Origin of the sequence: Providencia rettgeri (genome assembly GCF_001874625.1) — a bacterium.
Classification (GTDB): Bacteria; Pseudomonadota; Gammaproteobacteria; order Enterobacterales; family Enterobacteriaceae; genus Providencia; species Providencia huashanensis.
In genome coordinates, this window is the sequence record NZ_CP017671.1 from 4,571,736 (window position 1) to 4,593,837 (window position 22,102).

Sequence of the window (22,102 nt, forward strand, 5' to 3'; positions counted from 1 at the left end):
CTCCTCGACGTTAAGCCTTGACAGCCGGTTTTACGATCAGGTTGCTACCAGTTGCTCCTGGAACAGCACCTTTGACCAGCAGCAGGTTGCGCTCAGCGTCAACACGTACTACATCTAAGCTTTGAACAGTTACACGTTCATTACCTAGTTGGCCTGCCATTTTCTTGCCTTTAAACACTTTGCCCGGAGTCTGGTTCTGACCGATAGAACCCGGAACACGGTGAGACAAGGAGTTACCGTGAGTAGCATCTTGAGTACGGAAATTCCAGCGCTTAACTGTGCCGGCAAAACCTTTACCTTTAGATGTACCAGTAACGTCGACTTTTTTAACGTCAGCGAAAATTTCAACGCTAATGCTTTGACCTGCTGCAAACTCAGTACCTTCTTCAGTACGGAATTCACGCAGAATACGGCCAGCTTCAACGCCAGCTTTAGCGAAATGACCTGCTTCAGGTTTAGTTACACGGTTAGCTTTTTTGCTACCAGTAGTAACCTGAATTGCATTATAACCGTCAGTTTCTGCAGTTTTAACCTGAGTAACACGGTTATTTTCAATTTCGATAACAGTTACAGGGATAGAAACACCATCTTCAGTGAAGATACGCGTCATTCCCACTTTCTTACCGACTAAACCAATCATTGTTTCAACCTCTCAATCGTTCGACGACCTGATTAACCCAGGCTGATCTGCACGTCAACGCCGGCAGCCAGGTCCAGACGCATCAGAGCATCAACGGTCTTTTCGGTTGGCTCAACGATGTCAACCAGACGCTTGTGAGTGCGAATTTCGTACTGATCACGCGCATCTTTGTTAACGTGCGGAGAGATCAGAACGGTAAAACGCTCTTTACGTGTCGGCAGCGGGATAGGACCACGTACTTGCGCACCAGTGCGCTTAGCAGTCTCTACGATTTCCGCAGTTGATTGATCGATTAAACGATGATCAAAAGCTTTCAGGCGGATACGGATTCTTTGGTTCTGCATGAGACCAGAGCTCCAACTATTTATAAACGTAAAATGATTACTCCTCGTACCCATTTCGATTGATGGGAGAGTGTAATCGTTCTTGATGTAACTCCCAAATCGGGAGTATTGTCTAAATGAGTAACAAATCGTTAACTCAATACTGAGATTTCAGTCCTAAAATATAGGGCTTACTCATCAGTAAGCCCGCGCATTATACGTAAATTATCGCTAAACGCAAGCAATCGGGGAAAATATGTGCGAATTTTTTTAAGGTGGGCGCTGAGCGCTGGTATTAAAAAAGCCCTCAATGTTGAAAACTCAATTATTGAGGGCTTTTATTAACTATAATTTTTTAGTTAAACAATGTTATTGAACATTACTCTTCTTTGATTTGTGCTTGAAGGTAGTTCTGTAGTCCTATACGAGTGATCAACTCAAGTTGCGTTTCAATCCAATCAATATGGTTTTCTTCGTCTGCTAAAATTTCAATCATTAAATCTCGACTGACGTAATCATGAACAGAGTCCGCATATTTGATAGCTTCTTTTAGATTTTTTGCACCGTCTATCTCAAGTTGTAGGTCTGATTTCAGCATCTCTTCAACATCTTCACCAATATTTAACTTGCCAAGATCTTGTAAATTAGGGATACCTTCGAGGAAAAGAATACGCTCGATGTATTTATCGGCATGTTTCATTTCATCAATTGATTCATGGTATTCCATCTCATTGAGACGAGTTAGCCCCCAATTTTTGAACATACGGGCATGTAAAAAATATTGGTTAATTGCAACTAGTTCATTGCCCAATAATTTATTTAAATGGGCTATCATTTTTTTATCGCCTTTCATGTGTACCCTCCATCGCTTCCAGTATTTTAAGTGTAGTACTGAAATAGATAGCTGGGTAATATTTATACGACGATTTAAATGAAAAGTTAGTAATTTAATTCTTACGAGTGACTAGATTACAACCTAAGCAACTTCGACAGCACAGATTTCTTCAAGTAAAACCTGTTCTTCATGCAAGATTACCTTCGTCTGCCTAATACATTTTCCGCATTCGAGGCCTACAGGTAAAATTTGGCGTAACCCTTTAAGGGAGGTGACCTGATATTTTCTTACTACATTTCTGATCTGTTTATCAGTAATTGCTTCACAGAGGCATACGTACATGATGCTTAACCTGTATAAATCACATACGAATATTTTAAATGAAAATGATTTGCATTTCAATTATCATTGCTAATTATTTACACAATATACTTTAGTGCCGTATTTAGAATTGACTTGTGGGGTCACTAGGCATTTCTTTCAGCCTAACGAGTGCTAAAACTAAAAAGGCACCTTAACGGTGCCTTTTCATTAAAACCTTTAGTGGTTAGGTATTATGCAATAATTTTTGCAACAACACCCGCACCTACAGTACGGCCACCTTCACGGATTGCGAAACGTAAACCGTCGTCCATCGCGATTGGGTGGATCAGGGTAACGATCATGTTGATGTTATCACCTGGCATTACCATTTCTACGCCTTCTGGCAGTTCGATAGTACCTGTTACGTCAGTTGTACGGAAGTAGAACTGTGGACGGTAACCTTTGAAGAATGGAGTGTGACGACCACCTTCATCTTTGCTCAGAATATAAACTTCTGATTCGAACTGAGTATGTGGCTTGATTGAACCTGGTTTAGCCAATACTTGACCACGTTGAATTTCTTCACGTTTTGTACCACGTAACAGAACACCAACGTTCTCACCTGCACGACCTTCGTCAAGCAGTTTACGGAACATTTCAACACCAGTACAGGTAGTTTTTACAGTGTCTTGGATACCAACGATTTCAACTTCTTCACCAACTTTGATGATACCACGCTCAACACGGCCTGTTACTACTGTACCACGACCTGAGATTGAGAATACGTCTTCGATTGGCAGCAGGAATGGCTTGTCAATTGCACGCTCTGGCTCTGGAATGTAAGAATCCAAGTGCTCTGCTAATTCAACAATTTTCGCTTCCCACTCTGGGTTGCCTTCCAGCGCTTTCAGAGCTGAACCACGAACAACTGGAGTGTCGTCGCCTGGGAAATCGTATTGAGACAGAAGTTCACGAACTTCCATTTCAACTAATTCTAGCAGTTCTTCGTCGTCTACCATGTCACATTTGTTCAGGAAAACGATGATGTATGGAACACCAACTTGACGACCTAACAGGATGTGCTCACGAGTTTGTGGCATTGGGCCATCTGTCGCAGCAACAACCAGAATTGCACCGTCCATCTGAGCAGCACCAGTGATCATGTTTTTAACATAGTCGGCGTGTCCTGGGCAGTCTACGTGTGCGTAGTGGCGAGTTGGAGTATCGTACTCTACGTGAGAAGTAGAGATGGTGATACCACGCGCTTTTTCTTCTGGTGCGTTATCGATTTGATCGAATGCACGCGCTGCGCCGCCGTAAGTTTTAGCCAGAACAGTAGTGATAGCTGCTGTCAGAGTAGTTTTACCGTGGTCAACGTGGCCGATAGTACCAACGTTAACGTGCGGTTTTGAACGTTCAAATTTTTCTTTAGACATTAGATTGTCCCTCTAAGACACGGAATCGGTGGTTAAACCACATCAACCAAGCAAGAATTTCGCTTGTTATTTCAGGAGACAAAACAGGGAGATAATTGAGAACATAAGGGAAGTGGTGCTGATAGGCAGATTCGAACTGCCGACCTCACCCTTACCAAGGGTGCGCTCTACCAACTGAGCTATATCAGCACATCTTGGAGCGGGCAGCGGGAATCGAACCCGCATCATCAGCTTGGAAGGCTGAGGTAATAGCCATTATACGATGCCCGCAATGAACTCGGCTACCTGAGTTATCAGCTGTTAAACTGTTCCTCAAAATTTTCTTTGGGAAGAAAACTTCTTGGAGATGGTGGTGGGAGAAGGATTCGAACCTTCGAAGTCTGTGACGGCAGATTTACAGTCTGCTCCCTTTGGCCGCTTGGGTATCCCACCTATCCAAATTTTTAATGGTGCCGGCACCAAGAGTCGAACTCGGGACCTACTGATTACAAGTCAGTTGCTCTACCAACTGAGCTATGCCGGCATCAAGTGCTGCGCATTCTAGGAAGAGTGAGCGCATGTTGCAACAAAAAAATTAAGTTTTTTGTTCATTTGCTTATATTTTGTTCGCTTTTTGCATTTTTGCTGTTTTTTTAGCTCTTTTAAGATTAAAACATCAACAGCAGCCATTAACTATAATCCATTATTATTTGTTCAGCAAAGGGGGAAAAAAACTTAAAAAGTTTCAAAGGGCTATTTTTTATTCAAAATCACAGTTTTATCCCAGCAAATAGCAGATCGTTTTTTAATCATTCAGTATCATTTTTTCTGCACACTTCAAAAAAAACTCATAAAAAATACAAAAAAACCTACGCCTCACCTTTATCACTCGCTATGATGCTAGCAAATTTTATGGATACGGGTGTTTAGGCAACCTGTCCAACCTGCATAAAATAGGCAGATGTTGGTTTATGAAAAAGAATGAAAATTTTATTACTACGCCATACTTAGAGTTTGATAGAGAACACTGGGCAACTTTACGTGATTCAGTTCCTTTGACACTGACATCAAGCGAGCTTTTTGAATTAAAGGGGATTAATGAAGAGCTCTCTATGGAAGATGTTATCGAAATTTATCTACCTTTATCGCGTCTATTGAATTTTTATATCAGTTCAAATTTACGACGCCAAGCAGTTTTAGAGCAGTTTCTAGGAACAAACGGAGCAAAAGTTCCATACATTATTGGTATTGCTGGCAGTGTTGCCGTAGGTAAGAGTACAACGGCTCGTCTATTGCAAGCATTGCTGACGCGCTGGCCAGAACACCGTAAGGTTGATTTGATCACCACTGATGGTTTTCTACACCCTAACCAAGTTTTGAAAGATAGAAATATCATGAAGAAAAAAGGGTTTCCTCAGTCTTATGATATGCGAAAACTGGTTAACTTTGTGTCGCAAATAAAATCAGGTGCGCGCAATGTTAAGGCACCTGTGTACTCCCATCTGACTTATGATATCGTTCCTGATCAAGAACAACTAATTGACCAACCCGATATTTTAATTCTTGAAGGGTTAAATGTTTTACAAAGTGATATGGATTATCCACAAGATCCACACCACGTATTTGTCTCCGATTTTGTTGATTTTTCAATCTATGTTGATGCAGCACCGGAGCTATTAAAACAATGGTATATCGGTAGGTTCTTGAAATTTAGACAAGGTGCATTCTCTGATCCAGATTCTTATTTCCATAGCTACTCTAAATTAACAGAAGATGAAGCTATTAATATTGCTGGGTCAATTTGGGATGAAATTAATGGGTTAAATCTTAAAGAAAATATTTTACCCACCAAAGAAAGAGCAAGCCTAATAATGACTAAGGGCGAAAACCATTCTATTCAAAATGTCCGCCTAAGAAAATAGTTAATAATATATTGGCCGGTTTGTTACCGGCCAATATATTACTCATTGGGCCTCAATGATATTTCACCACCAATATAAGGAATGATTTCACCATTATTTTTTTGTAATAATAATGCGCCTTGCTCATTAATCCCACGTTCAACACCCGTAATTATATCATTACCAATCAGTAACTTAACATCCCTATTCAAAAAGTTATCTAATTTAAACCACCTATCTAAAAATGGTTTTAACCCTTCGTTTTCAAATATAACCAAAGACTCTCTTAATGCTTTAATTATATTTACAGATAATTCATTACGCTCTATATCTTCAACTTCATCTCTTAATGAAGACCATTCTTGTGTTATTGTATTTGAACTTTCAATATTGTTTTTATTCATACCAATATTAATTCCAATACCAATAATAATATGAGCAGCATCCCCTGTTTTACCTGTTAATTCAACTAAAATCCCAGCCAGTTTTTTATCATTCATGTACAGATCATTAGGCCACTTCACTTTTACTTTTTCTTGGCTAATTTTATTTAATGTTTCTGCAATTACGATACCCACAACTAGGCTTAGCCCTATTGCCGCAGCAGGACCTTGGTCCAACTTCCAATACATTGATAAATAAAGGTTACAGCCAAATGGCGATACCCATTGCCGCCCTCTTCTACCGCGCCCAGCACTTTGATACTCCGCTAAGCAAGTATCTCCCGATTTTAGGCTTGGAATGCGCTCTAACATATATTGGTTTGTTGAATTAATAACAGGCTCAACAATAATGTTAACATCACTAATTTGCTGCTTAATGACTGCTCGGTTTAATAAATTAATTTGGTGAGGTAGTTTATAACCTTTTCCTGTAACAGTTTCGATGTTTAAGCCCCAAGAGCGCAACGTTTTAATATGCTTATTGATAGCAGCCCTCGTCATTCCAAGTTTATCACCGAGTTGTTCACCAGAGTGTATTTGAGCATCTGCTAAGATATCTATCAGCTGTAAGGGGATTGATGCCTCTTTCATTGAATATAATCCATTGCGTTAACCTCGCCATGACGACCAATAAATCGAACTTCCGGTTCTAAGATAATACCAAAACGCTTAGCAACACTTTGACTCACGTATTTTGCGAGGTTAACAACATCCATCCCAGTGGCTTGATGTTTATTAATTAAAACAAGTGCCTGCTGAGTATGAACTGCTGCTCCTCCTATCTCATGCCCTTTTAAGCCACACTGGTCAATAAGCCAGCCAGCTGCCAATTTTACACTACCATCATCTTGAATATATTGAGGACAACTTGGGTTTTGTTGCTTAATTTTTGCAGCTTGTTCAGCAGAAACAACAGGGTTTTTAAAGAAACTACCTGCATTGCCGGTAATTTTAGGGTCAGGTAATTTATTTCTACGAGTTTGGCACACGGCATCAAAGACTTGCTTAGGTGTTACCGTTTCGGGGTTAAACTGTGCCAAGTCACCGTAAGTCAACTTAGGTTCCCACATTTTCGCGAATTTCAGCCCAATACTGACAATAGCATAGCCATATTGATACTTATGTTTAAAGATACTATCACGGTAGCCAAATTGGCACTCACTGGCTGTAATGCGTGTTTCTTGATTTGTCTCAAGCGACAAGATATCTACGTAATCACAAATATCTTTTAACTCAACTCCATAAGCACCGATGTTTTGTATTGGGGCGGAACCTGCACACCCAGGAATTAAAGCAAGGTTCTCTGCACCGTAAACCCCTTTTTGCAACAATGTTTCCAATAGCTGATGCCAATTTTCACCCGCTTGGACATGTACGTGCCAATAATCGCCACACTCTGCGATCTCAATGCCTTTTAATTGATTAATAATGACAATACCGTCAAAATTCTCTACAAATAAGACATTGCTCCCCCTCCAAGTAATAGTACAGGCAAATTATCACTTTTCGCTTTGAGCCATTGCTGATGGAGCGATTGTTTATTTTCTACTATAAAAACGGATAATGCTTTTGCATCAATACCAAAGCTATTGAATGGCTTGAGTTCAGAAGTTGGATTCATTACTACCTTCAGGGAAAATATAACGATAATAAAGTAAGTCTATCAGTCAGACTTAATCGTGGGTAGCTAGAATAATAAAATAAGATAATTTGAGATATTTTATATAGAGGCCGCTATTTTTTAGCAAAATTTAAATAGCAAAAAGCCACCCTTTGGGTGGCTTCTTTATATTTAAAACCTAGCAGTTCCCTACTCTCACATGGGGAGACCCCACACTACCATCGGCGCTACGGCGTTTCACTACTGAGTTCGGCATGGGGTCAGGTGGGACCACCGCGCTATTGCCGCTAGGTAAATTCTTTTTAAATGCCGATTATATGGTGCTGATACCCAGATTCGAACTGGGGACCTCACCCTTACCAAGGGTGTGCTCTACCAACTGAGCCATATCAGCAATATGGTGCGGTCAGTCAGTACTGACACAACCTTAAAATTTAATGTCTGGCAGTTCCCTACTCTCACATGGGGAGACCCCACACTACCATCGGCGCTACGGCGTTTCACTGCTGAGTTCGGCATGGGGTCAGGTGGGACCACCGCGCTATTGCCGCCAGACAAATTCGGTTTGTTCCCGTTTAGTACATTTCGTCACTAAACCAGAACTGCAATCTTGAACAAGCTGCTGTGTCCCTCGCCTCTCGGCTTCTCACGCTCATTGAATCAACCTCATCTCTCAATCTCTAAAACACCTTCGGTGTTGTCAGGTTAAGCCTCACGGTTCATTAGTATTGGTTAGCTCAACATATCGCTATGCTTACACACCCAACCTATCAACGTCTTAGTCTTAAACGTTCCTTTAGGACCCTTAAAGGGTCAGGGAAGACTCATCTCAAGGCAAGTTTCCCGCTTAGATGCTTTCAGCGGTTATCTCTTCCGCACTTAGCTACCGGGCAATGCCATTGGCATGACAACCCGAACACCAGTGGTGCGTCCACTCCGGTCCTCTCGTACTAGGAGCAGCCCCTTTCAATCTTCCAACGCCCACGGCAGATAGGGACCGAACTGTCTCACGACGTTCTAAACCCAGCTCGCGTACCACTTTAAACGGCGAACAGCCGTACCCTTGGGACCTACTTCAGCCCCAGGATGTGATGAGCCGACATCGAGGTGCCAAACACCGCCGTCGATATGAACTCTTGGGCGGTATCAGCCTGTTATCCCCGGAGTACCTTTTATCCGTTGAGCGATGGCCCTTCCATTCAGAACCACCGGATCACTAAGACCTACTTTCGTACCTGCTCGAGCCGTCACTCTCGCAGTCAAGCTGGCTTATGCCTTTGCACTAACCGCATGATGTCCGACCATGCTTAGCCAACCTTCGTGCTCCTCCGTTACTCTTTGGGAGGAGACCGCCCCAGTCAAACTACCCACCAGACACTGTCCGCACCCCGGATAACGGGGCAACGTTAGAACATCAAACATTAAAGGGTGGTATTTCAAGGTTGGCTCCATGCAGACTGGCGTCCACACTTCAAAGCCTCCCACCTATCCTACACATCAAGGCTCAATGTTCAGTGTCAAGCTATAGTAAAGGTTCACGGGGTCTTTCCGTCTTGCCGCGGGTACACTGCATCTTCACAGCGAGTTCAATTTCACTGAGTCTCGGGTGGAGACAGCCTGGCCATCATTACGCCATTCGTGCAGGTCGGAACTTACCCGACAAGGAATTTCGCTACCTTAGGACCGTTATAGTTACGGCCGCCGTTTACTGGGGCTTCGATCAAGAGCTTCTCCTTACGGATAACCCCATCAATTAACCTTCCAGCACCGGGCAGGCGTCACACCGTATACGTCCACTTTCGTGTTTGCACAGTGCTGTGTTTTTAATAAACAGTTGCAGCCAGCTGGTATCTGCGACTGGCTTCAGCTCCATGGGTAAACCACTTCACCTAGCGCCAGCGTGCCTTCTCCCGAAGTTACGGCACCATTTTGCCTAGTTCCTTCACCCGAGTTCTCTCAAGCGCCTGAGTATTCTCTACCTGACCACCTGTGTCGGTTTGGGGTACGATTAATGATAATCTAGAGCTTAGAGGCTTTTCCTGGAAGCGGGGCATGAGCTACTTCGCCACCGTAGTGACTCGTCATCAGACCTCAGCATATAGTGAACCGGATTTGCCTAATTCACCTGCCTACATCCTTAAACCGGGACAACCGTCGCCCGGCCAGCCTAGCCTTCTCCGTCCCCCCATCGCAATTATCACCAGTACGGGAATATTAACCCGTTTCCCATCGACTACGCATTTCTGCCTCGCCTTAGGGGTCGACTCACCCTGCCCCGATTAACGTTGGACAGGAACCCTTGGTCTTCCGGCGTGCGGGTTTTTCACCCGCATTATCGTTACTTATGTCAGCATTCGCACTTCTGATACCTCCAGCATACCTCACAGCACACCTTCACAGGCTTACAGAACGCTCCCCTACCCAACAATATTTACATATCGCTGCCGCAGCTTCGGTGCATAGTTTAGCCCCGTTACATCTTCCGCGCAGGCCGACTCGACCAGTGAGCTATTACGCTTTCTTTAAATGATGGCTGCTTCTAAGCCAACATCCTGGCTGTCTGAGCCTTCCCACTTCGTTTCCCACTTAACTATGACTTTGGGACCTTAGCTGGCGGTCTGGGTTGTTTCCCTCTTCACGACGAACGTTAGCACCCGCCGTGTGTCTCCCGTGATAACATTCTTCGGTATTCGTAGTTTGCATCGAGTTGGTAAGTCGGGATGACCCCCTAGTCGAAACAGTGCTCTACCCCCGAAGATGAGTTCACGAGGCGCTACCTAAATAGCTTTCGGGGAGAACCAGCTATCTCCCGGTTTGATTGGCCTTTCACCCCCAGCCACAAGTCATCCGCTAATTTTTCAACATTAGTCGGTTCGGTCCTCCAGTTAGTGTTACCCAACCTTCAACCTGCCCATGGCTAGATCACCGGGTTTCGGGTCTATACCCTGCAACTCATTCGCCCAGTTAAGACTCGGTTTCCCTACGGCTCCCCTATACGGTTAACCTTGCTACAGAATATAAGTCGCTGACCCATTATACAAAAGGTACGCAGTCACCCTGATAAATCAAGGCTCCCACTGCTTGTACGTACACGGTTTCAGGTTCTATTTCACTCCCCTCGCCGGGGTTCTTTTCGCCTTTCCCTCACGGTACTGGTTCACTATCGGTCAATCAGGAGTATTTAGCCTTGGAGGATGGTCCCCCCATATTCAGACAGGATAACACGTGTCCCGCCCTACTCGTCGAGTTCACAACACTAATATCTTCAGATACGGGGCTATCACCCTTTACTGCCGGACTTTCCAGACCGTTCTCCTGATACTAATGCTGATTAAGACTCTGGGCTGCTCCCCGTTCGCTCGCCGCTACTAGGGGAATCTCGGTTGATTTCTTTTCCTCGGGGTACTGAGATGTTTCAGTTCCCCCGGTTCGCTTCGTTTGACTATGTATTCATCAAACGATAGTGCAACGGATTGCACTGGGTTTCCCCATTCGGAAATCGTCGGGTATAACGGTTCATATCACCTTACCGACGCTTATCGCAGATTAGCACGTCCTTCATCGCCTCTGATTGCCTAGGCATCCACCGTGTACGCTTAGTCGCTTAACCTCACAACCCGAAGGTGTCTTTTTATCAGACAACACTTAACGTCATGGCTGTGCGTGGTGAACTTCTTCGTTGGGTAGTGCTCGCAATGCTCACGTACTATTGTACGCTGCGCTTGCTGTGCGCTAGCCGCCTTGAATTTCACACTGCTCGCTCATGCCACTCGTTTGTGTGTTTGAAAAACACTTCAAGTTGAGATTTTTGAGAGACTCTCACATTGTTTAAGCGATAAACAATGTGCGTTGTTTTCAATTTTCAGCTTGTTCCAGATTGTTAAAGAGCATAATTGTTAAACCAACTACAATGTAATTGGCTTAATCATTATTGGGGACATCGTCTTTCACTCGATATCGGCGCAATTGGCGTCCCCTAGGGGATTCGAACCCCTGTTACCGCCGTGAAAGGGCGGTGTCCTAGGCCTCTAGACGAAGGGGACACGAAAATTCAATTGCAAAACACCGTTTTGCTATTTTCGTGTAAGTCTTATCCTTTCGAATAAGTCTCCCACGTAAAGCCATTGCTCTACTTTCTATCAGACAATCTGTGTGAGCACTTCACAAAAACACTTCAATGGTAAGGAGGTGATCCAACCGCAGGTTCCCCTACGGTTACCTTGTTACGACTTCACCCCAGTCATGAATCACAAAGTGGTAAGCGCCCTCCCGAAGGTTAAGCTACCTACTTCTTTTGCAACCCACTCCCATGGTGTGACGGGCGGTGTGTACAAGGCCCGGGAACGTATTCACCGTAGCATTCTGATCTACGATTACTAGCGATTCCGACTTCATGGAGTCGAGTTGCAGACTCCAATCCGGACTACGACGTACTTTATGAGTTCCGCTTGCTCTCGCGAGGTCGCTTCTCTTTGTATACGCCATTGTAGCACGTGTGTAGCCCTACTCGTAAGGGCCATGATGACTTGACGTCATCCCCACCTTCCTCCGGTTTATCACCGGCAGTCTCCTTTGAGTTCCCGACCGAATCGCTGGCAACAAAGGATAAGGGTTGCGCTCGTTGCGGGACTTAACCCAACATTTCACAACACGAGCTGACGACAGCCATGCAGCACCTGTCTCAGAGTTCCCGAAGGCACTAAAGCATCTCTGCTAAATTCTCTGGATGTCAAGAGTAGGTAAGGTTCTTCGCGTTGCATCGAATTAAACCACATGCTCCACCGCTTGTGCGGGCCCCCGTCAATTCATTTGAGTTTTAACCTTGCGGCCGTACTCCCCAGGCGGTCGATTTAACGCGTTAGCTCCGAAAGCCACTCCTCAAGGGAACAACCTTCAAATCGACATCGTTTACAGCGTGGACTACCAGGGTATCTAATCCTGTTTGCTCCCCACGCTTTCGCACCTGAGCGTCAGTCTTTGTCCAGGGGGCCGCCTTCGCCACCGGTATTCCTCCACATCTCTACGCATTTCACCGCTACACATGGAATTCTACCCCCCTCTACAAGACTCTAGCTGACCAGTCTTAGATGCCATTCCCAGGTTAAGCCCGGGGATTTCACATCTAACTTAATCAACCGCCTGCGTGCGCTTTACGCCCAGTAATTCCGATTAACGCTTGCACCCTCCGTATTACCGCGGCTGCTGGCACGGAGTTAGCCGGTGCTTCTTCTGTCGGTAACGTCAATCGTTGATGATATTAGCATCAACGCCTTCCTCCCGACTGAAAGTACTTTACAACCCTAAGGCCTTCTTCATACACGCGGCATGGCTGCATCAGGCTTGCGCCCATTGTGCAATATTCCCCACTGCTGCCTCCCGTAGGAGTCTGGGCCGTGTCTCAGTCCCAGTGTGGCTGATCATCCTCTCAGACCAGCTAGGGATCGTCGCCTAGGTGAGCCATTACCTCACCTACTAGCTAATCCCATATGGGTTCATCCGATAGCGCAAGGACCGAAGTTCCCCTGCTTTGCTCCTAAGAGATTATGCGGTATTAGCCACCGTTTCCAGTGGTTATCCCCCTCTATCGGGCAGATCCCCATACATTACTCACCCGTCCGCCGCTCGTCAGCGAGAAGCAAGCTTCCCCTGTTACCGCTCGACTTGCATGTGTTAGGCCTGCCGCCAGCGTTCAATCTGAGCCATGATCAAACTCTTCAATTAAAAGTAGCTTGATGCTCAAAGAATGTTTACTGTCGCCTGATTTCCGAAGAAACCAGATTACCTATTAGTTCATATATATGAATTAACGTGTTAGTCACTCTTCAAGACTTAAAATCAAATATTTTTTTGATAGTGTCCTGTGAGTGCCCACACAGATTGTCTGATAAATTGTTAAAGAGCGTTGCGACATTTCTTTTGGAAATTCGACTCAGTTTTTATTAACTTAGGTCGTTGTCGCGAGGTGGCGTATATTACGCTTTCCTCTGTGAGAGTCAAGCAATTTTTTGCTTTTTCTTTTCAGAATCTCTCGCTGCCGTTTCAGTGTTCATCGCGCTTTGCGTTGTCTTGTTCCCGGTCAGTGGTGGCGCATTATAGGGAGTCAGAAAAATCTGGCAACCCTTTTTTTCATATTTTTTTTCGTTCGCTCAGCTTTCCATCAAATTTAACTTAAATAGCTAGTTTTTGCAGCGTTTTGAACCCTTCGGCTTCGAGAACTGGTTGTAACCCTTTTACGTTGTCATCCATTAATAAGCAATATGCGAAGTTTTCCTCATCTGAATTGATGATTTCAGCTTGATTATTAATGAGCCAAATAGTTCTTCTGGCGATTGCAGAACCTGAATCAATGAATCGAGTTCCATCTGGTAGCACTTTTTCGAGTTCTTCTATTAATAAAGGAAAATGCGTGCAACCCAAAATAACGGTATCAGGCGGCTCTGGCATTCGAATCCATGGCCTAACAGTTTGAGCGACTTCATCGAGTGGTAAGGTTTCCCCATGTAACTTTCTTTCTGCGAGTTGAACTAATTCCGCAGAACCGAGGGAAATCACTTTGCAGTCTGTAGCAAACCGTTCGATCAGCTCTTTGGTGTATTCACGGTTTACAGTGCCTTTCGTCGCCAATAAACCCACCACGCCATTACGCGTTAACTTAGTTGCGGGTTTAATGGCTGGAACAACCCCAACAACTGGGAACGTAAAATGTGCTCTCAAATTAGGGAGGCTGACCGTACTTGCGGTATTACACGCAATAATCACAATAGTTAAAGGATGCTTTGCAGCAATTGCATTTACGATTTGATAGACCCTATCAATAATAAACTCTTCACTTTTTTCACCATAAGGGAAGGCTTCATTGTCGAATGCATAGATATAGTGGGCATTCGGGATCATTTTTTTGACTTCACGATAGACAGATAACCCGCCCACTCCAGAGTCAAACACTAGAATGGTCGGGCGAACAGATAGGGTGTTATCAGAAGTTGTAGCTTCCAGTGAGGAAATATTCTCTTCCAGCGGTGCGATAACCATACGCGGTCTCATAGTCTTTATCGAACATATTAGCTATTTTACCACGAATTGTGAGATGTGAAGTGATTGGATACGCAGCTGTGAGATCCCAAAGGCTAACACCGCCTTGTTTTACACGTCTAGAAGGAAATTGGCTATAGTCATTATCATAGCGAGAGCCTATATATTGGTAGGTTAGCCCCATATCTACTTTATCAATAGCCCAATCTAGCTGGTATTTAACTTGCTGCTTAGCCCGTCGCTCAAGAACCTTATCCGTCTTTTTGTTACGAGGGTCAACATATTGATAGGTAACTTGGTGATGAAGGATACCTGTTTCGAACTCACCAACCCATTCAACACCTTTAATTTCAGCTTCGCCAATGTTCTCATAAGTGCTAGTCGGATAACCTGATTTATATGCAATCAGGTTATCAATATCATTATGGTATGCATTGACCTGCCAAAAGAGTGGTCCTGTCGTTCCTTCAACCCCTATCTCCCACTGCTTACTTTCTTCAGGTTTTAAGTTCGGATTACCTAGCGTTGTTCCGTATGCCGATGAAGAATACGCATATAATTGGGTTAGATTAGGTGCTTTATAGGCAGTTGCATATGAACCAATAAGTTTATAACCCTCATAAAACTCCCAACTAAGGCCCGATTGCCATGTTGTGTGCCAATTAAATTCAGAGTGATGGTCAGAACGTATAGCGGCTTCTGCTGTTACAGAATCAATAATCGCATATTGCCCTGTGAGGTATATCCCGGTGTTATTTAACGTCTGTTTTTCACTGATCATCGCATAACTGCTAGGCTCAATACTTTGACGTTGATAATCAACCCCCGCACTAATATTACCTTTATCTAATAGGTAACTATTACCCCATTGAATATTGTACTGTTTGGACTCATCAAGATTTGCAGATTCACTATATTGTCCTTTTCTAGGATCAAAGTTGTAATCTTTTGAATAACCATAACTCCCCATCAATGATGACGAATATTTACCCTGATGATATTTCAAACCGGTTTCATAAGTACGGCTATAAAGCTTGCGGGTATCCACACTTAATCCTGCATACTCGGATACGTCATAATTTGTACGGTTGTCATAACCATACGCTCTTGCATACGCTAATATTTCTGAAGAAAATTGATGTTCAATGCCTAACCATAATGACTTACTCAGGAAGCCATCTTTATCATATTGTCTTGGGCTAACATCTTTTGGCGCTAAATCAAACCCTTTGGTATGAGTATAAGCTCCGGCAGCTGTTACGGTTGTATTTTTACCAATCTTTTGCTGAGTCGAACCGTTATAGTTTTGGTAACTGTGTGAGCCAATACCTGCATTTAAAGTTGTGCCATCGTTATCACGGCGAGTAATAATATTCACTACACCACCAACAGCATCAGAACCATAAACCGCTGAGCGTGCTCCGCGTATATATTCAATGCGCTGTACCAGAGAAATTGGAATTTGGCTCATATCAGATGAGCCTGAAATACCCGCTTGATTCAAACGAACACCATCAATTAAGACCAAAACATGGCGAGATTCAGTTCCACGAATAAATAGTGAGCTTTGTTGACCCATTCCCCCACTTTGCGCAATATCCACACCTGGCAAACGTCTTAATACATCAATCACGGTATTAGATTGCCAATGGTCAATATCTTCACGGGTCACGACCGTGACAGGAGCTAATATAGAAGAGATAGGTTGTTCAAAACGGTTTGCTGACACAACTAGCTGATCAGATTGACTATTTCCACTTGCCAAAGAAGGAATACTACATAGCACTGCCAGAGCAGCGGCCGATAACGGCAGCAACTTTTTATTATTCATTATGATTACACTCGGAAAATCAATTAAATTAAGATTCCGCGAGGTTGAATATAAGATCCGCGCGAATATTCAACGAAGCGATTAGATGTGTGGCAGGTATCGGACTTTTACCGTTGCGCGTCAGTTTTGGATTCCAACCAAATTCCCTGCTCACTCAAGGCATTATCCTAAGAGGAATAACAATCAGTGTCTACGGATGAATAATGAAAACTGGACATCTTCGCTGCTTGCCCTACAATTTCGCCCCTGATACGAATTTTTTACTGTTTTATGGGGCCAAACATGCCAAACACGTTGCATACAGAAGACTACGAACTGCAACTCGCAGAGAAAACTGACCGCTTAAAAGCTATGATGGCTCCTTTTAATGCTCCCGAACCTGAAATTTTTTCATCACCGACGTCCCATTACCGGATGCGTGCAGAATTTAGAATTTGGCACGAAGGCGATGACCTGTTTCATATTATGTTTGATAAAGAGACGAAAGAACGCATTCGTATCGAACAATTTCCGGTCGCAAGTCAGCTAATTAATGACATGATGGCAACGCTGTTACCATTAATTCAGCCCAATGAGTTGCTACGCCACAAGTTATTCCAAATCGATTATTTATCCACACTGAGTAATAAGCTGATTGTTTCACTGCTATATCATAAAAAATTAGGTGAAGAGTGGGTCATTGAAGCTAAGGCGTTAAAAGAAACGCTGACTAAAAAAGGATTTGATGTACAGCTTATCGGTAGAGCATCAAAGACAAAAATCATGTTAGATAATGATTATGTTGATGAAGTTTTACCTGTAAATGGTAAAAATATGGTTTATCGCCAAGTAGAAAATAGCTTCACTCAACCGAATGCACAGGTCAATATAAAAATGTTGGAATGGGCTATTGGTGCAACAAAAAATTCAACAGGTGATTTATTAGAGCTTTATTGTGGTAATGGGAACTTTTCATTGGCTTTAGCGCAAAATTTTAAACAGGTATTAGCGACTGAAATTGCCAAACCGTCGGTTGCTGCTGCTCAATATAATATAGAAGCAAATAATATTGAAAATGTGCAGATTATCCGAATGTCCGCTGAAGATTTTACTCAAGCAATGCAAGGTGTGCGTGAATTTAAACGCCTTGAAGGAATTTCACTTGCAGATTATCAATGCAATACCATTTTTGTTGACCCGCCACGTAGTGGGTTAGATAAAGAAACTGTAAAACTAGTTCAAGGTTATGACCACATTGTCTATATCTCATGTAACCCTGAAACCTTATGCGATAATCTCAATGAACTGACCCAAACCCATAAAATTGAAAAACTAGCGTTATTTGACCAATTCCCCTATACCCACCATATGGAAAGCGGTGTGTTATTAACCCGCCGTTAGAAAATAGCAGCGACAAAAAACGCCGTATAATACGGCGTTTTTTAGTTTATTAATTCACTTTAATTTTCAATTTCTTGTTCTAACGCTAATTCTTGTTGTTCTTTTTTACGAGCTTTCCAACTGACATACATCCATAAAGCTAAAATCACAATGATAGTCGAGGGAATAAAATTTGAGCCAACCTCTGGATTTTGAACACGTAAAATCGCGGCATAGCCAAATATCCCAACAAAGAAACTACCAGCAACAAATTTTGGTAACCCCATCGGCATAGCTTGGTGTAAATAACGTTGGTGCAAACAATAAACAGCGAGTACTAATGTTAAAATGGGAAAGAAAGAAAAATCGACTAATGAGTTAAACAACGTAGAGAAAGTCCCATGAGTCGCAAGCCCAATTACAAGTGCCAGCAGTAATGTACTTCTTTCGTAACTTTTTTGATCCGTCATTGATTCTCCTTATTATTTGGTTAGGTCTGGGTCAGTTTGATTCTGTCGTTCTTGTTCACGGCGGTACCAATAGTAGGCGCCTTTAGCGATCATTCTTAGTTGCAATACCAACCGTTCTTCAAGCTTTCTTCGTTTTTCTTCATCTATATCAAGCGCTTCAGCACCAGCACTGAATACAATTGTCACCATTGCTTCTGATTGCATCTCAGTAAAATGACGCGGCATATGGCTTTCTAATTCAAGGTAATCCGCTAATTCAGCAATAAAATGTTGAATTTCCCTTGCCACTGCAGCACGAAACTCAGCCGAGGTACCGGAACGCTCTCGCAATAATAACCGAAAGGCGTTTGGGTTATTACCAATAAACTCCATAAAAGTTGAGACTGATGTGCGGATCACACTCCCACCTTTCGCAATACGCTGCCGTGCTTGACGCATCAGCTGGCGCAACATCAGACCGCTCTCATCTACCATTGTCAGACCAAGTTCATCAACGTCTTTGAAATGGCGATAAAATGAAGTTGGCGCAATACCCGCTTCCCGAGCGACTTCCCGTAAACTAAGGCTAGTAAAGCTCCGTTCAGCACTTAATTGGCTAAAAGCAGCTTCGACGAGTGAACGACGTGTTTTTTCTTTTTGTTTTGCTCTAACGCCAATAGTGTTGCTCACGGTGATCCTAATTTCTATGTCATTAAACGTTAATAATTACATCAAAGATGTAAATAAGGAGTGCTATTCACCCCCTAGCATACCTGAAATTTCTTCATCTGGTTGAGAGAAAAATCGACTCTTTATTACAATTTAGCCATTTTCAGAATTTCGCTTACTATCTTTGCTGTTTTCTTATATAGAAACCATCATCTTCACCACTACACCCTACCCGAACAAGAAAAAATAGTTTTACCAAAAATGCACTCGATATTGTTCCCCCAGAATTTCTAATTTATCGCAAAACGGCAAACGAATGGGTTTAAATAAACAGACATAAATCCGTGTTTTGAATATGCAAAAGAAGGCGATGGAAAAAGAGAAATTAGGTTAAGGAAGCAACTGATGTTACTATAATGTAGTCACTTCGTATTAAAAACAGGTCTTACCTTATGCAACTTACCCATTTTGATGCAATAGTCATTGGTTCCGGCCCTGGTGGTGAAGGCGCTGCCATGGGACTGGTAAAACAAGGAAAAAACGTTGCTGTTATTGAACGTTATAATAATGTCGGCGGAGGCTGTACCCACTGGGGAACCATTCCCTCAAAAGCCCTCCGCCATGCAGTTAGCCGTATTATCGAATTCAACCAGAACCCCCTTTATAGTGATAATTCCCGTAACTTAAGCTCCTCTTTTTCTGAAATCCTCAGGCATGCCGAAACAGTTATTAGCCAACAAACGCGTATGCGACAAGGGTTTTATGAGCGTAATGGTTGCCAAATGTTTTCTGGTGAAGCAACTTTTATTGATGAGCAACATGTGAGTGTCCGCTATGCAGATGGAAGCTGCGATGTTTTAAGTGCAGATAAAATTGTGATAGCAACAGGGTCTCGCCCATACTGCCCTTCTGACGTAGATTTTAACCATTCCCGAATTTATAACAGCGATACCATTCTCAACCTAACCCATGAACCTCGCCATGTCATTATTTATGGTGCGGGGGTTATCGGCTGCGAATACGCATCTATTTTCCGTGGATTGGGAGTCAAAGTTGATTTAATCAACACTCGCGATCACCTACTGGCTTTTCTTGACCAAGAAATGTCTGATGCCTTGTCGTATCATTTTTGGAATAGTGGCATTGTGATCCGCCATAATGAAGAATATGAAAAGATAGAGGGTTTAGATGACGGGGTCATTGTTCACCTTAAATCAGGTAAAAAAGTCAAAGCTGACTGTTTACTGTACGCGAACGGAAGAACAGGTAACACTGACGGTTTAGGTCTCGCCAATGTAGGAATCGAAGCGGATGGCCGTGGTTTAGTTAAAGTCAACAAAGCCTACCGAACAACGAATGAACACATTTATGCTGTTGGTGATGTGATTGGCTACCCAAGTCTAGCGTCTGCTGCCTATGACCAAGGGCGAATTGCAGCTCGTGCAATCGGCGGTAGTTTAGGTAATGCACATTTAGTTGAGGATATTCCAACGGGGATTTATACCATTCCTGAAATTAGTTCTGTTGGTAAAACAGAACAAGAGCTGACGGCAATGAAAGTACCTTACGAAGTTGGCCGAGCGCAATTTAAACATTTAGCTCGAGCTCAAATTGCTGGGATGAATGTCGGCAGTTTAAAAATACTATTTCATAGAGAAACGCTACAAATATTAGGTATTCACTGTTTCGGTGAAAGGGCGGCTGAGATTATTCATATCGGCCAAGCTATTATGGAACAAAAAGGTGAAGGTAATACCATTGAATATTTCGTTAATACCACATTCAATTACCCTACTATGGCAGAAGCTTTCCGTGTCGCTGCATTAAATGGCTTAAACCGCTTATTTTAATGATGTGCAATTATGGTTGCCTGTTTTTCTGGCAACCATCATATCTTTTTGAGATGTAAACAATTAGCGAGCTTTATTCCTAAACTCGATTCTTATAATAGTGATCCATCGAGTTATAAATAGTTTCTGCTAATTGCTCATAGCGACCTCTTAATGGAGACCCCGGACGATAAACTAAAACAATCGTACGTTTCGGTTCTGGCTCAATACAATTCAAATAGCAAACGCCATCACGGCAAACTTCATTTGGTACCGCTAAATCAGGTAATAGTGTAATCCCACTTCCTGCGGCGACCATGTTGCGTAACGTTTCTAAACTAGTCGCCCTAAAATGTGTATCCTCTTTAGCGCCCGCTTGGAAACAAAAGCCCATAGCTTGGTCACGCAAACAATGGCCATCTTCTAGCATTAATAGCTTTTCACCTGATAATTCACCCATTTCAATGGTGTCACGCCCATGCCATGGATGGCTTTCATAGATAGCTAATTTCATGGGTTCTTCAAATAAAGGGACAACAATAAAAGGATCTGTTTCTTTCACTTCCGCTAAAATTGCACAGTCTAATTTACCACTATCTAACTGAGCCAGTAATTGCTGAGTTTGTGCTTCATGTAAGTAAATTTCTAATTTAGGGTGTGCTTGGTGCAATTGAGGAATGATATGTGGTAATAAGTACGGTGCCACTGTAGGTATCAAACCGATATGCAATGGGCCAGACATACTCTCGCCTTGCAACGCGGCCATTTCTTGCAGTACTTTTATTTCTCGCAAAATAGTTCGAGCCTGTTCAACGAGTAATAAACCTTGTTGAGTAAAAAGAACTTTACGACTAGTTCTTTCTAGTAGCATAACACCAAGCTCTTCTTCTAGCTTACGAATTTGTCCACTCAATGTTGGTTGGCTAACATGACAAGAATCCGCGGCACGTCTAAAGTGTTTATGTTCAGCTAGTGCAACAAGGTACTCCAAATCTCGAATATTCATATTCCTATTTCCTTTCGTGAATTCTTTGCCAAACCAAAGATAGATAATACCAATCACTATATCGATATTAGTTTGTTATATCTATTGATATATTAAAAAACACCGTGTTTCATCCCATTTCAGCATAAATAACCCACTCATTGAAATAAATAGTAACATTTAGAAATAAAATGACTCAATTCTGTTCCCTCCATTTTTCACAAAAAAAAATAGGAATCAAACAATTATAAATTGTATTTATGACATCAAATTAAAGTAAACCTTTCTTCAATTTTATATGAGTACATAAACAAACCTCCCCCAAATAATAGTTTATATCCAGTCTAGTCGCTTCTAAAAAGCTTTCATCCGTGATAATGACACGAGGAGCTAAAATACTATGGATGCTACTATTACCACACTTTATCCCCTCACAAGTTAAAAATACCTCATTAAATAATTAAAGA

At 42.8% G+C, this 22,102-nt stretch carries 15 protein-coding genes, 6 tRNA genes, 4 rRNA genes and 1 pseudogene; 3 read left to right on the forward strand and 23 right to left on the reverse strand.

Annotated features, from left to right (window positions below):
* Positions 1–10 precede the first annotated feature (10 nt).
* From rplC to RB151_RS23920, 10 genes are all read right to left on the reverse strand, one after another.
* Positions 11–640, reverse strand: a complete 630-nt coding sequence (gene rplC / locus RB151_RS21245; RefSeq protein ID WP_042847572.1) for a 50S ribosomal protein L3 — start codon at positions 638–640, stop codon at positions 11–13.
* Positions 641–672: 32 nt separating this feature from the next.
* The gene (rpsJ, locus tag RB151_RS21250) at positions 673–984 is read right to left on the reverse strand and encodes a 30S ribosomal protein S10 (protein ID WP_001181005.1); all 312 of its coding nucleotides are present in this window, start codon (positions 982–984) and stop codon (positions 673–675) included.
* 358 nt (positions 985–1,342) lie between these two features.
* Entirely contained in the window at positions 1,343–1,816 is a 474-nt protein-coding gene (bfr, locus tag RB151_RS21255) for a bacterioferritin (protein ID WP_042847575.1), read from the reverse strand.
* Positions 1,817–1,939: 123 nt separating this feature from the next.
* The gene (bfd, locus tag RB151_RS21260; protein ID WP_042847577.1) at positions 1,940–2,140 is read right to left on the reverse strand and encodes a bacterioferritin-associated ferredoxin; all 201 of its coding nucleotides are present in this window, start codon (positions 2,138–2,140) and stop codon (positions 1,940–1,942) included.
* A 212-nt stretch (positions 2,141–2,352) separates the two neighbouring features.
* A complete protein-coding gene (gene tuf / locus RB151_RS21265; RefSeq protein WP_042847578.1) occupies positions 2,353–3,537 on the reverse strand; it encodes an elongation factor Tu in 1,185 nt (394 codons plus the stop codon).
* Between the two features lie 113 nt (positions 3,538–3,650).
* Positions 3,651–3,726, reverse strand: a tRNA-Thr gene (locus RB151_RS21270).
* A 6-nt stretch (positions 3,727–3,732) separates the two neighbouring features.
* A tRNA-Gly gene (locus tag RB151_RS21275) sits at positions 3,733–3,807 on the reverse strand.
* 77 nt (positions 3,808–3,884) lie between these two features.
* Positions 3,885–3,969 (reverse strand) — tRNA-Tyr (locus RB151_RS21280).
* 15 nt (positions 3,970–3,984) lie between these two features.
* A tRNA-Thr gene (locus RB151_RS21285) sits at positions 3,985–4,060 on the reverse strand.
* A 17-nt stretch (positions 4,061–4,077) separates the two neighbouring features.
* Positions 4,078–4,206 carry a hypothetical protein gene (locus RB151_RS23920; RefSeq protein WP_257786024.1) on the reverse strand — a complete coding sequence of 43 codons (129 nt, stop codon included), beginning with the start codon at positions 4,204–4,206 and terminating at the stop codon, positions 4,078–4,080.
* A gap of 281 nt (positions 4,207–4,487) precedes the next feature.
* Here RB151_RS23920 and coaA point away from each other — a divergent pair, with 281 nt between their 5' ends.
* Positions 4,488–5,438, forward strand: a complete 951-nt coding sequence (gene coaA, locus RB151_RS21295) for a type I pantothenate kinase (protein WP_042849049.1) — start codon at positions 4,488–4,490, stop codon at positions 5,436–5,438.
* A gap of 38 nt (positions 5,439–5,476) precedes the next feature.
* On the opposite strand, the gene birA is transcribed toward coaA, so the two are convergent.
* The 10 genes and pseudogenes from birA to btuB form a co-directional block, all read right to left on the reverse strand.
* Entirely contained in the window at positions 5,477–6,451 is a 975-nt protein-coding gene (gene birA / locus RB151_RS21300) for a bifunctional biotin--[acetyl-CoA-carboxylase] ligase/biotin operon repressor BirA (RefSeq protein WP_042849050.1), read from the reverse strand.
* A pseudogene (gene murB / locus RB151_RS21305) lies at positions 6,448–7,481 on the reverse strand (UDP-N-acetylmuramate dehydrogenase). Before murB ends, birA begins: the two are co-directional and overlap by 4 nt.
* Before the next feature lie 176 nt (positions 7,482–7,657).
* A 5S ribosomal RNA gene (gene rrf / locus RB151_RS21310) occupies positions 7,658–7,773 on the reverse strand.
* Between the two features lie 26 nt (positions 7,774–7,799).
* Positions 7,800–7,875, reverse strand: a tRNA-Thr gene (locus RB151_RS21315).
* A 45-nt stretch (positions 7,876–7,920) separates the two neighbouring features.
* Positions 7,921–8,036, reverse strand: a 5S ribosomal RNA gene (gene rrf, locus RB151_RS21320).
* Positions 8,037–8,182: 146 nt separating this feature from the next.
* A 23S ribosomal RNA gene (locus RB151_RS21325) occupies positions 8,183–11,091 on the reverse strand.
* 357 nt (positions 11,092–11,448) lie between these two features.
* Positions 11,449–11,524, reverse strand: a tRNA-Glu gene (locus RB151_RS21330).
* Between the two features lie 138 nt (positions 11,525–11,662).
* Positions 11,663–13,202: ribosomal RNA gene (locus tag RB151_RS21335) — 16S ribosomal RNA — on the reverse strand.
* Together the 16S, 23S and 5S rRNA genes with 2 tRNA genes alongside form the textbook arrangement of a ribosomal RNA operon.
* Before the next feature lie 447 nt (positions 13,203–13,649).
* Positions 13,650–14,513 (reverse strand): glutamate racemase, encoded by an 864-nt coding sequence (murI, locus tag RB151_RS21340; protein WP_042846648.1) that lies wholly within the window; start codon positions 14,511–14,513, stop codon positions 13,650–13,652.
* Positions 14,458–16,344: a TonB-dependent vitamin B12 receptor BtuB gene (gene btuB / locus RB151_RS21345; protein ID WP_042846649.1), complete on the reverse strand. Its 1,887-nt coding sequence runs from the start codon at positions 16,342–16,344 to the stop codon at positions 14,458–14,460. The genes murI and btuB overlap by 56 nt, the downstream gene beginning before the upstream one ends.
* Before the next feature lie 282 nt (positions 16,345–16,626).
* Here btuB and trmA point away from each other — a divergent pair, with 282 nt between their 5' ends.
* Positions 16,627–17,724, forward strand: a complete 1,098-nt coding sequence (gene trmA / locus RB151_RS21350) for a tRNA (uridine(54)-C5)-methyltransferase TrmA (protein ID WP_071548717.1) — start codon at positions 16,627–16,629, stop codon at positions 17,722–17,724.
* Between the two features lie 59 nt (positions 17,725–17,783).
* Here trmA and RB151_RS21355 read toward each other — a convergent pair whose 3' ends face one another.
* Both RB151_RS21355 and fabR read right to left on the reverse strand, forming a co-directional pair.
* A complete protein-coding gene (locus RB151_RS21355) occupies positions 17,784–18,173 on the reverse strand; it encodes a YijD family membrane protein (RefSeq protein ID WP_042846651.1) in 390 nt (129 codons plus the stop codon).
* Positions 18,174–18,185: 12 nt separating this feature from the next.
* Positions 18,186–18,842 carry an HTH-type transcriptional repressor FabR gene (gene fabR, locus RB151_RS21360; RefSeq protein ID WP_042846652.1) on the reverse strand — a complete coding sequence of 219 codons (657 nt, stop codon included), beginning with the start codon at positions 18,840–18,842 and terminating at the stop codon, positions 18,186–18,188.
* A gap of 431 nt (positions 18,843–19,273) precedes the next feature.
* On the opposite strand from fabR, the gene sthA reads away from it, so the two are divergent.
* The gene (sthA, locus tag RB151_RS21365; protein ID WP_042846653.1) at positions 19,274–20,671 is read left to right on the forward strand and encodes a Si-specific NAD(P)(+) transhydrogenase; all 1,398 of its coding nucleotides are present in this window, start codon (positions 19,274–19,276) and stop codon (positions 20,669–20,671) included.
* Positions 20,672–20,750: 79 nt separating this feature from the next.
* Here the strand turns inward: sthA and oxyR are convergent, their stop codons facing one another.
* Positions 20,751–21,656: a DNA-binding transcriptional regulator OxyR gene (gene oxyR / locus RB151_RS21370; RefSeq protein ID WP_042846654.1), complete on the reverse strand. Its 906-nt coding sequence runs from the start codon at positions 21,654–21,656 to the stop codon at positions 20,751–20,753.
* Between the last annotated feature and the right edge of the window lie 446 nt (positions 21,657–22,102).

Coding starts and splice junctions, on each gene's coding strand:
- tuf (WP_042847578.1), bottom strand. CDS start 3,537: ATGTCTAAAGAAAAATTTGAACGTTCAAAACCGCACGTTAACGTTGGT.
- rplC (WP_042847572.1), bottom strand. CDS start 640: ATGATTGGTTTAGTCGGTAAGAAAGTGGGAATGACGCGTATCTTCACT.
- birA (WP_042849050.1), bottom strand. CDS start 6,451: ATGAAAGAGGCATCAATCCCCTTACAGCTGATAGATATCTTAGCAGAT.
- murI (WP_042846648.1), bottom strand. CDS start 14,513: ATGGTTATCGCACCGCTGGAAGAGAATATTTCCTCACTGGAAGCTACA.
- rpsJ (WP_001181005.1), bottom strand. CDS start 984: ATGCAGAACCAAAGAATCCGTATCCGCCTGAAAGCTTTTGATCATCGT.
- RB151_RS23920 (WP_257786024.1), bottom strand. CDS start 4,206: ATGGCTGCTGTTGATGTTTTAATCTTAAAAGAGCTAAAAAAACAGCAA.
- trmA (WP_071548717.1), top strand. CDS start 16,627: ATGCCAAACACGTTGCATACAGAAGACTACGAACTGCAACTCGCAGAG.
- sthA (WP_042846653.1), top strand. CDS start 19,274: ATGCAACTTACCCATTTTGATGCAATAGTCATTGGTTCCGGCCCTGGT.
- coaA (WP_042849049.1), top strand. CDS start 4,488: ATGAAAAAGAATGAAAATTTTATTACTACGCCATACTTAGAGTTTGAT.
- oxyR (WP_042846654.1), bottom strand. CDS start 21,656: ATGAATATTCGAGATTTGGAGTACCTTGTTGCACTAGCTGAACATAAA.
- bfd (WP_042847577.1), bottom strand. CDS start 2,140: ATGTACGTATGCCTCTGTGAAGCAATTACTGATAAACAGATCAGAAAT.
- bfr (WP_042847575.1), bottom strand. CDS start 1,816: ATGAAAGGCGATAAAAAAATGATAGCCCATTTAAATAAATTATTGGGC.
- btuB (WP_042846649.1), bottom strand. CDS start 16,344: ATGAATAATAAAAAGTTGCTGCCGTTATCGGCCGCTGCTCTGGCAGTG.
- RB151_RS21355 (WP_042846651.1), bottom strand. CDS start 18,173: ATGACGGATCAAAAAAGTTACGAAAGAAGTACATTACTGCTGGCACTT.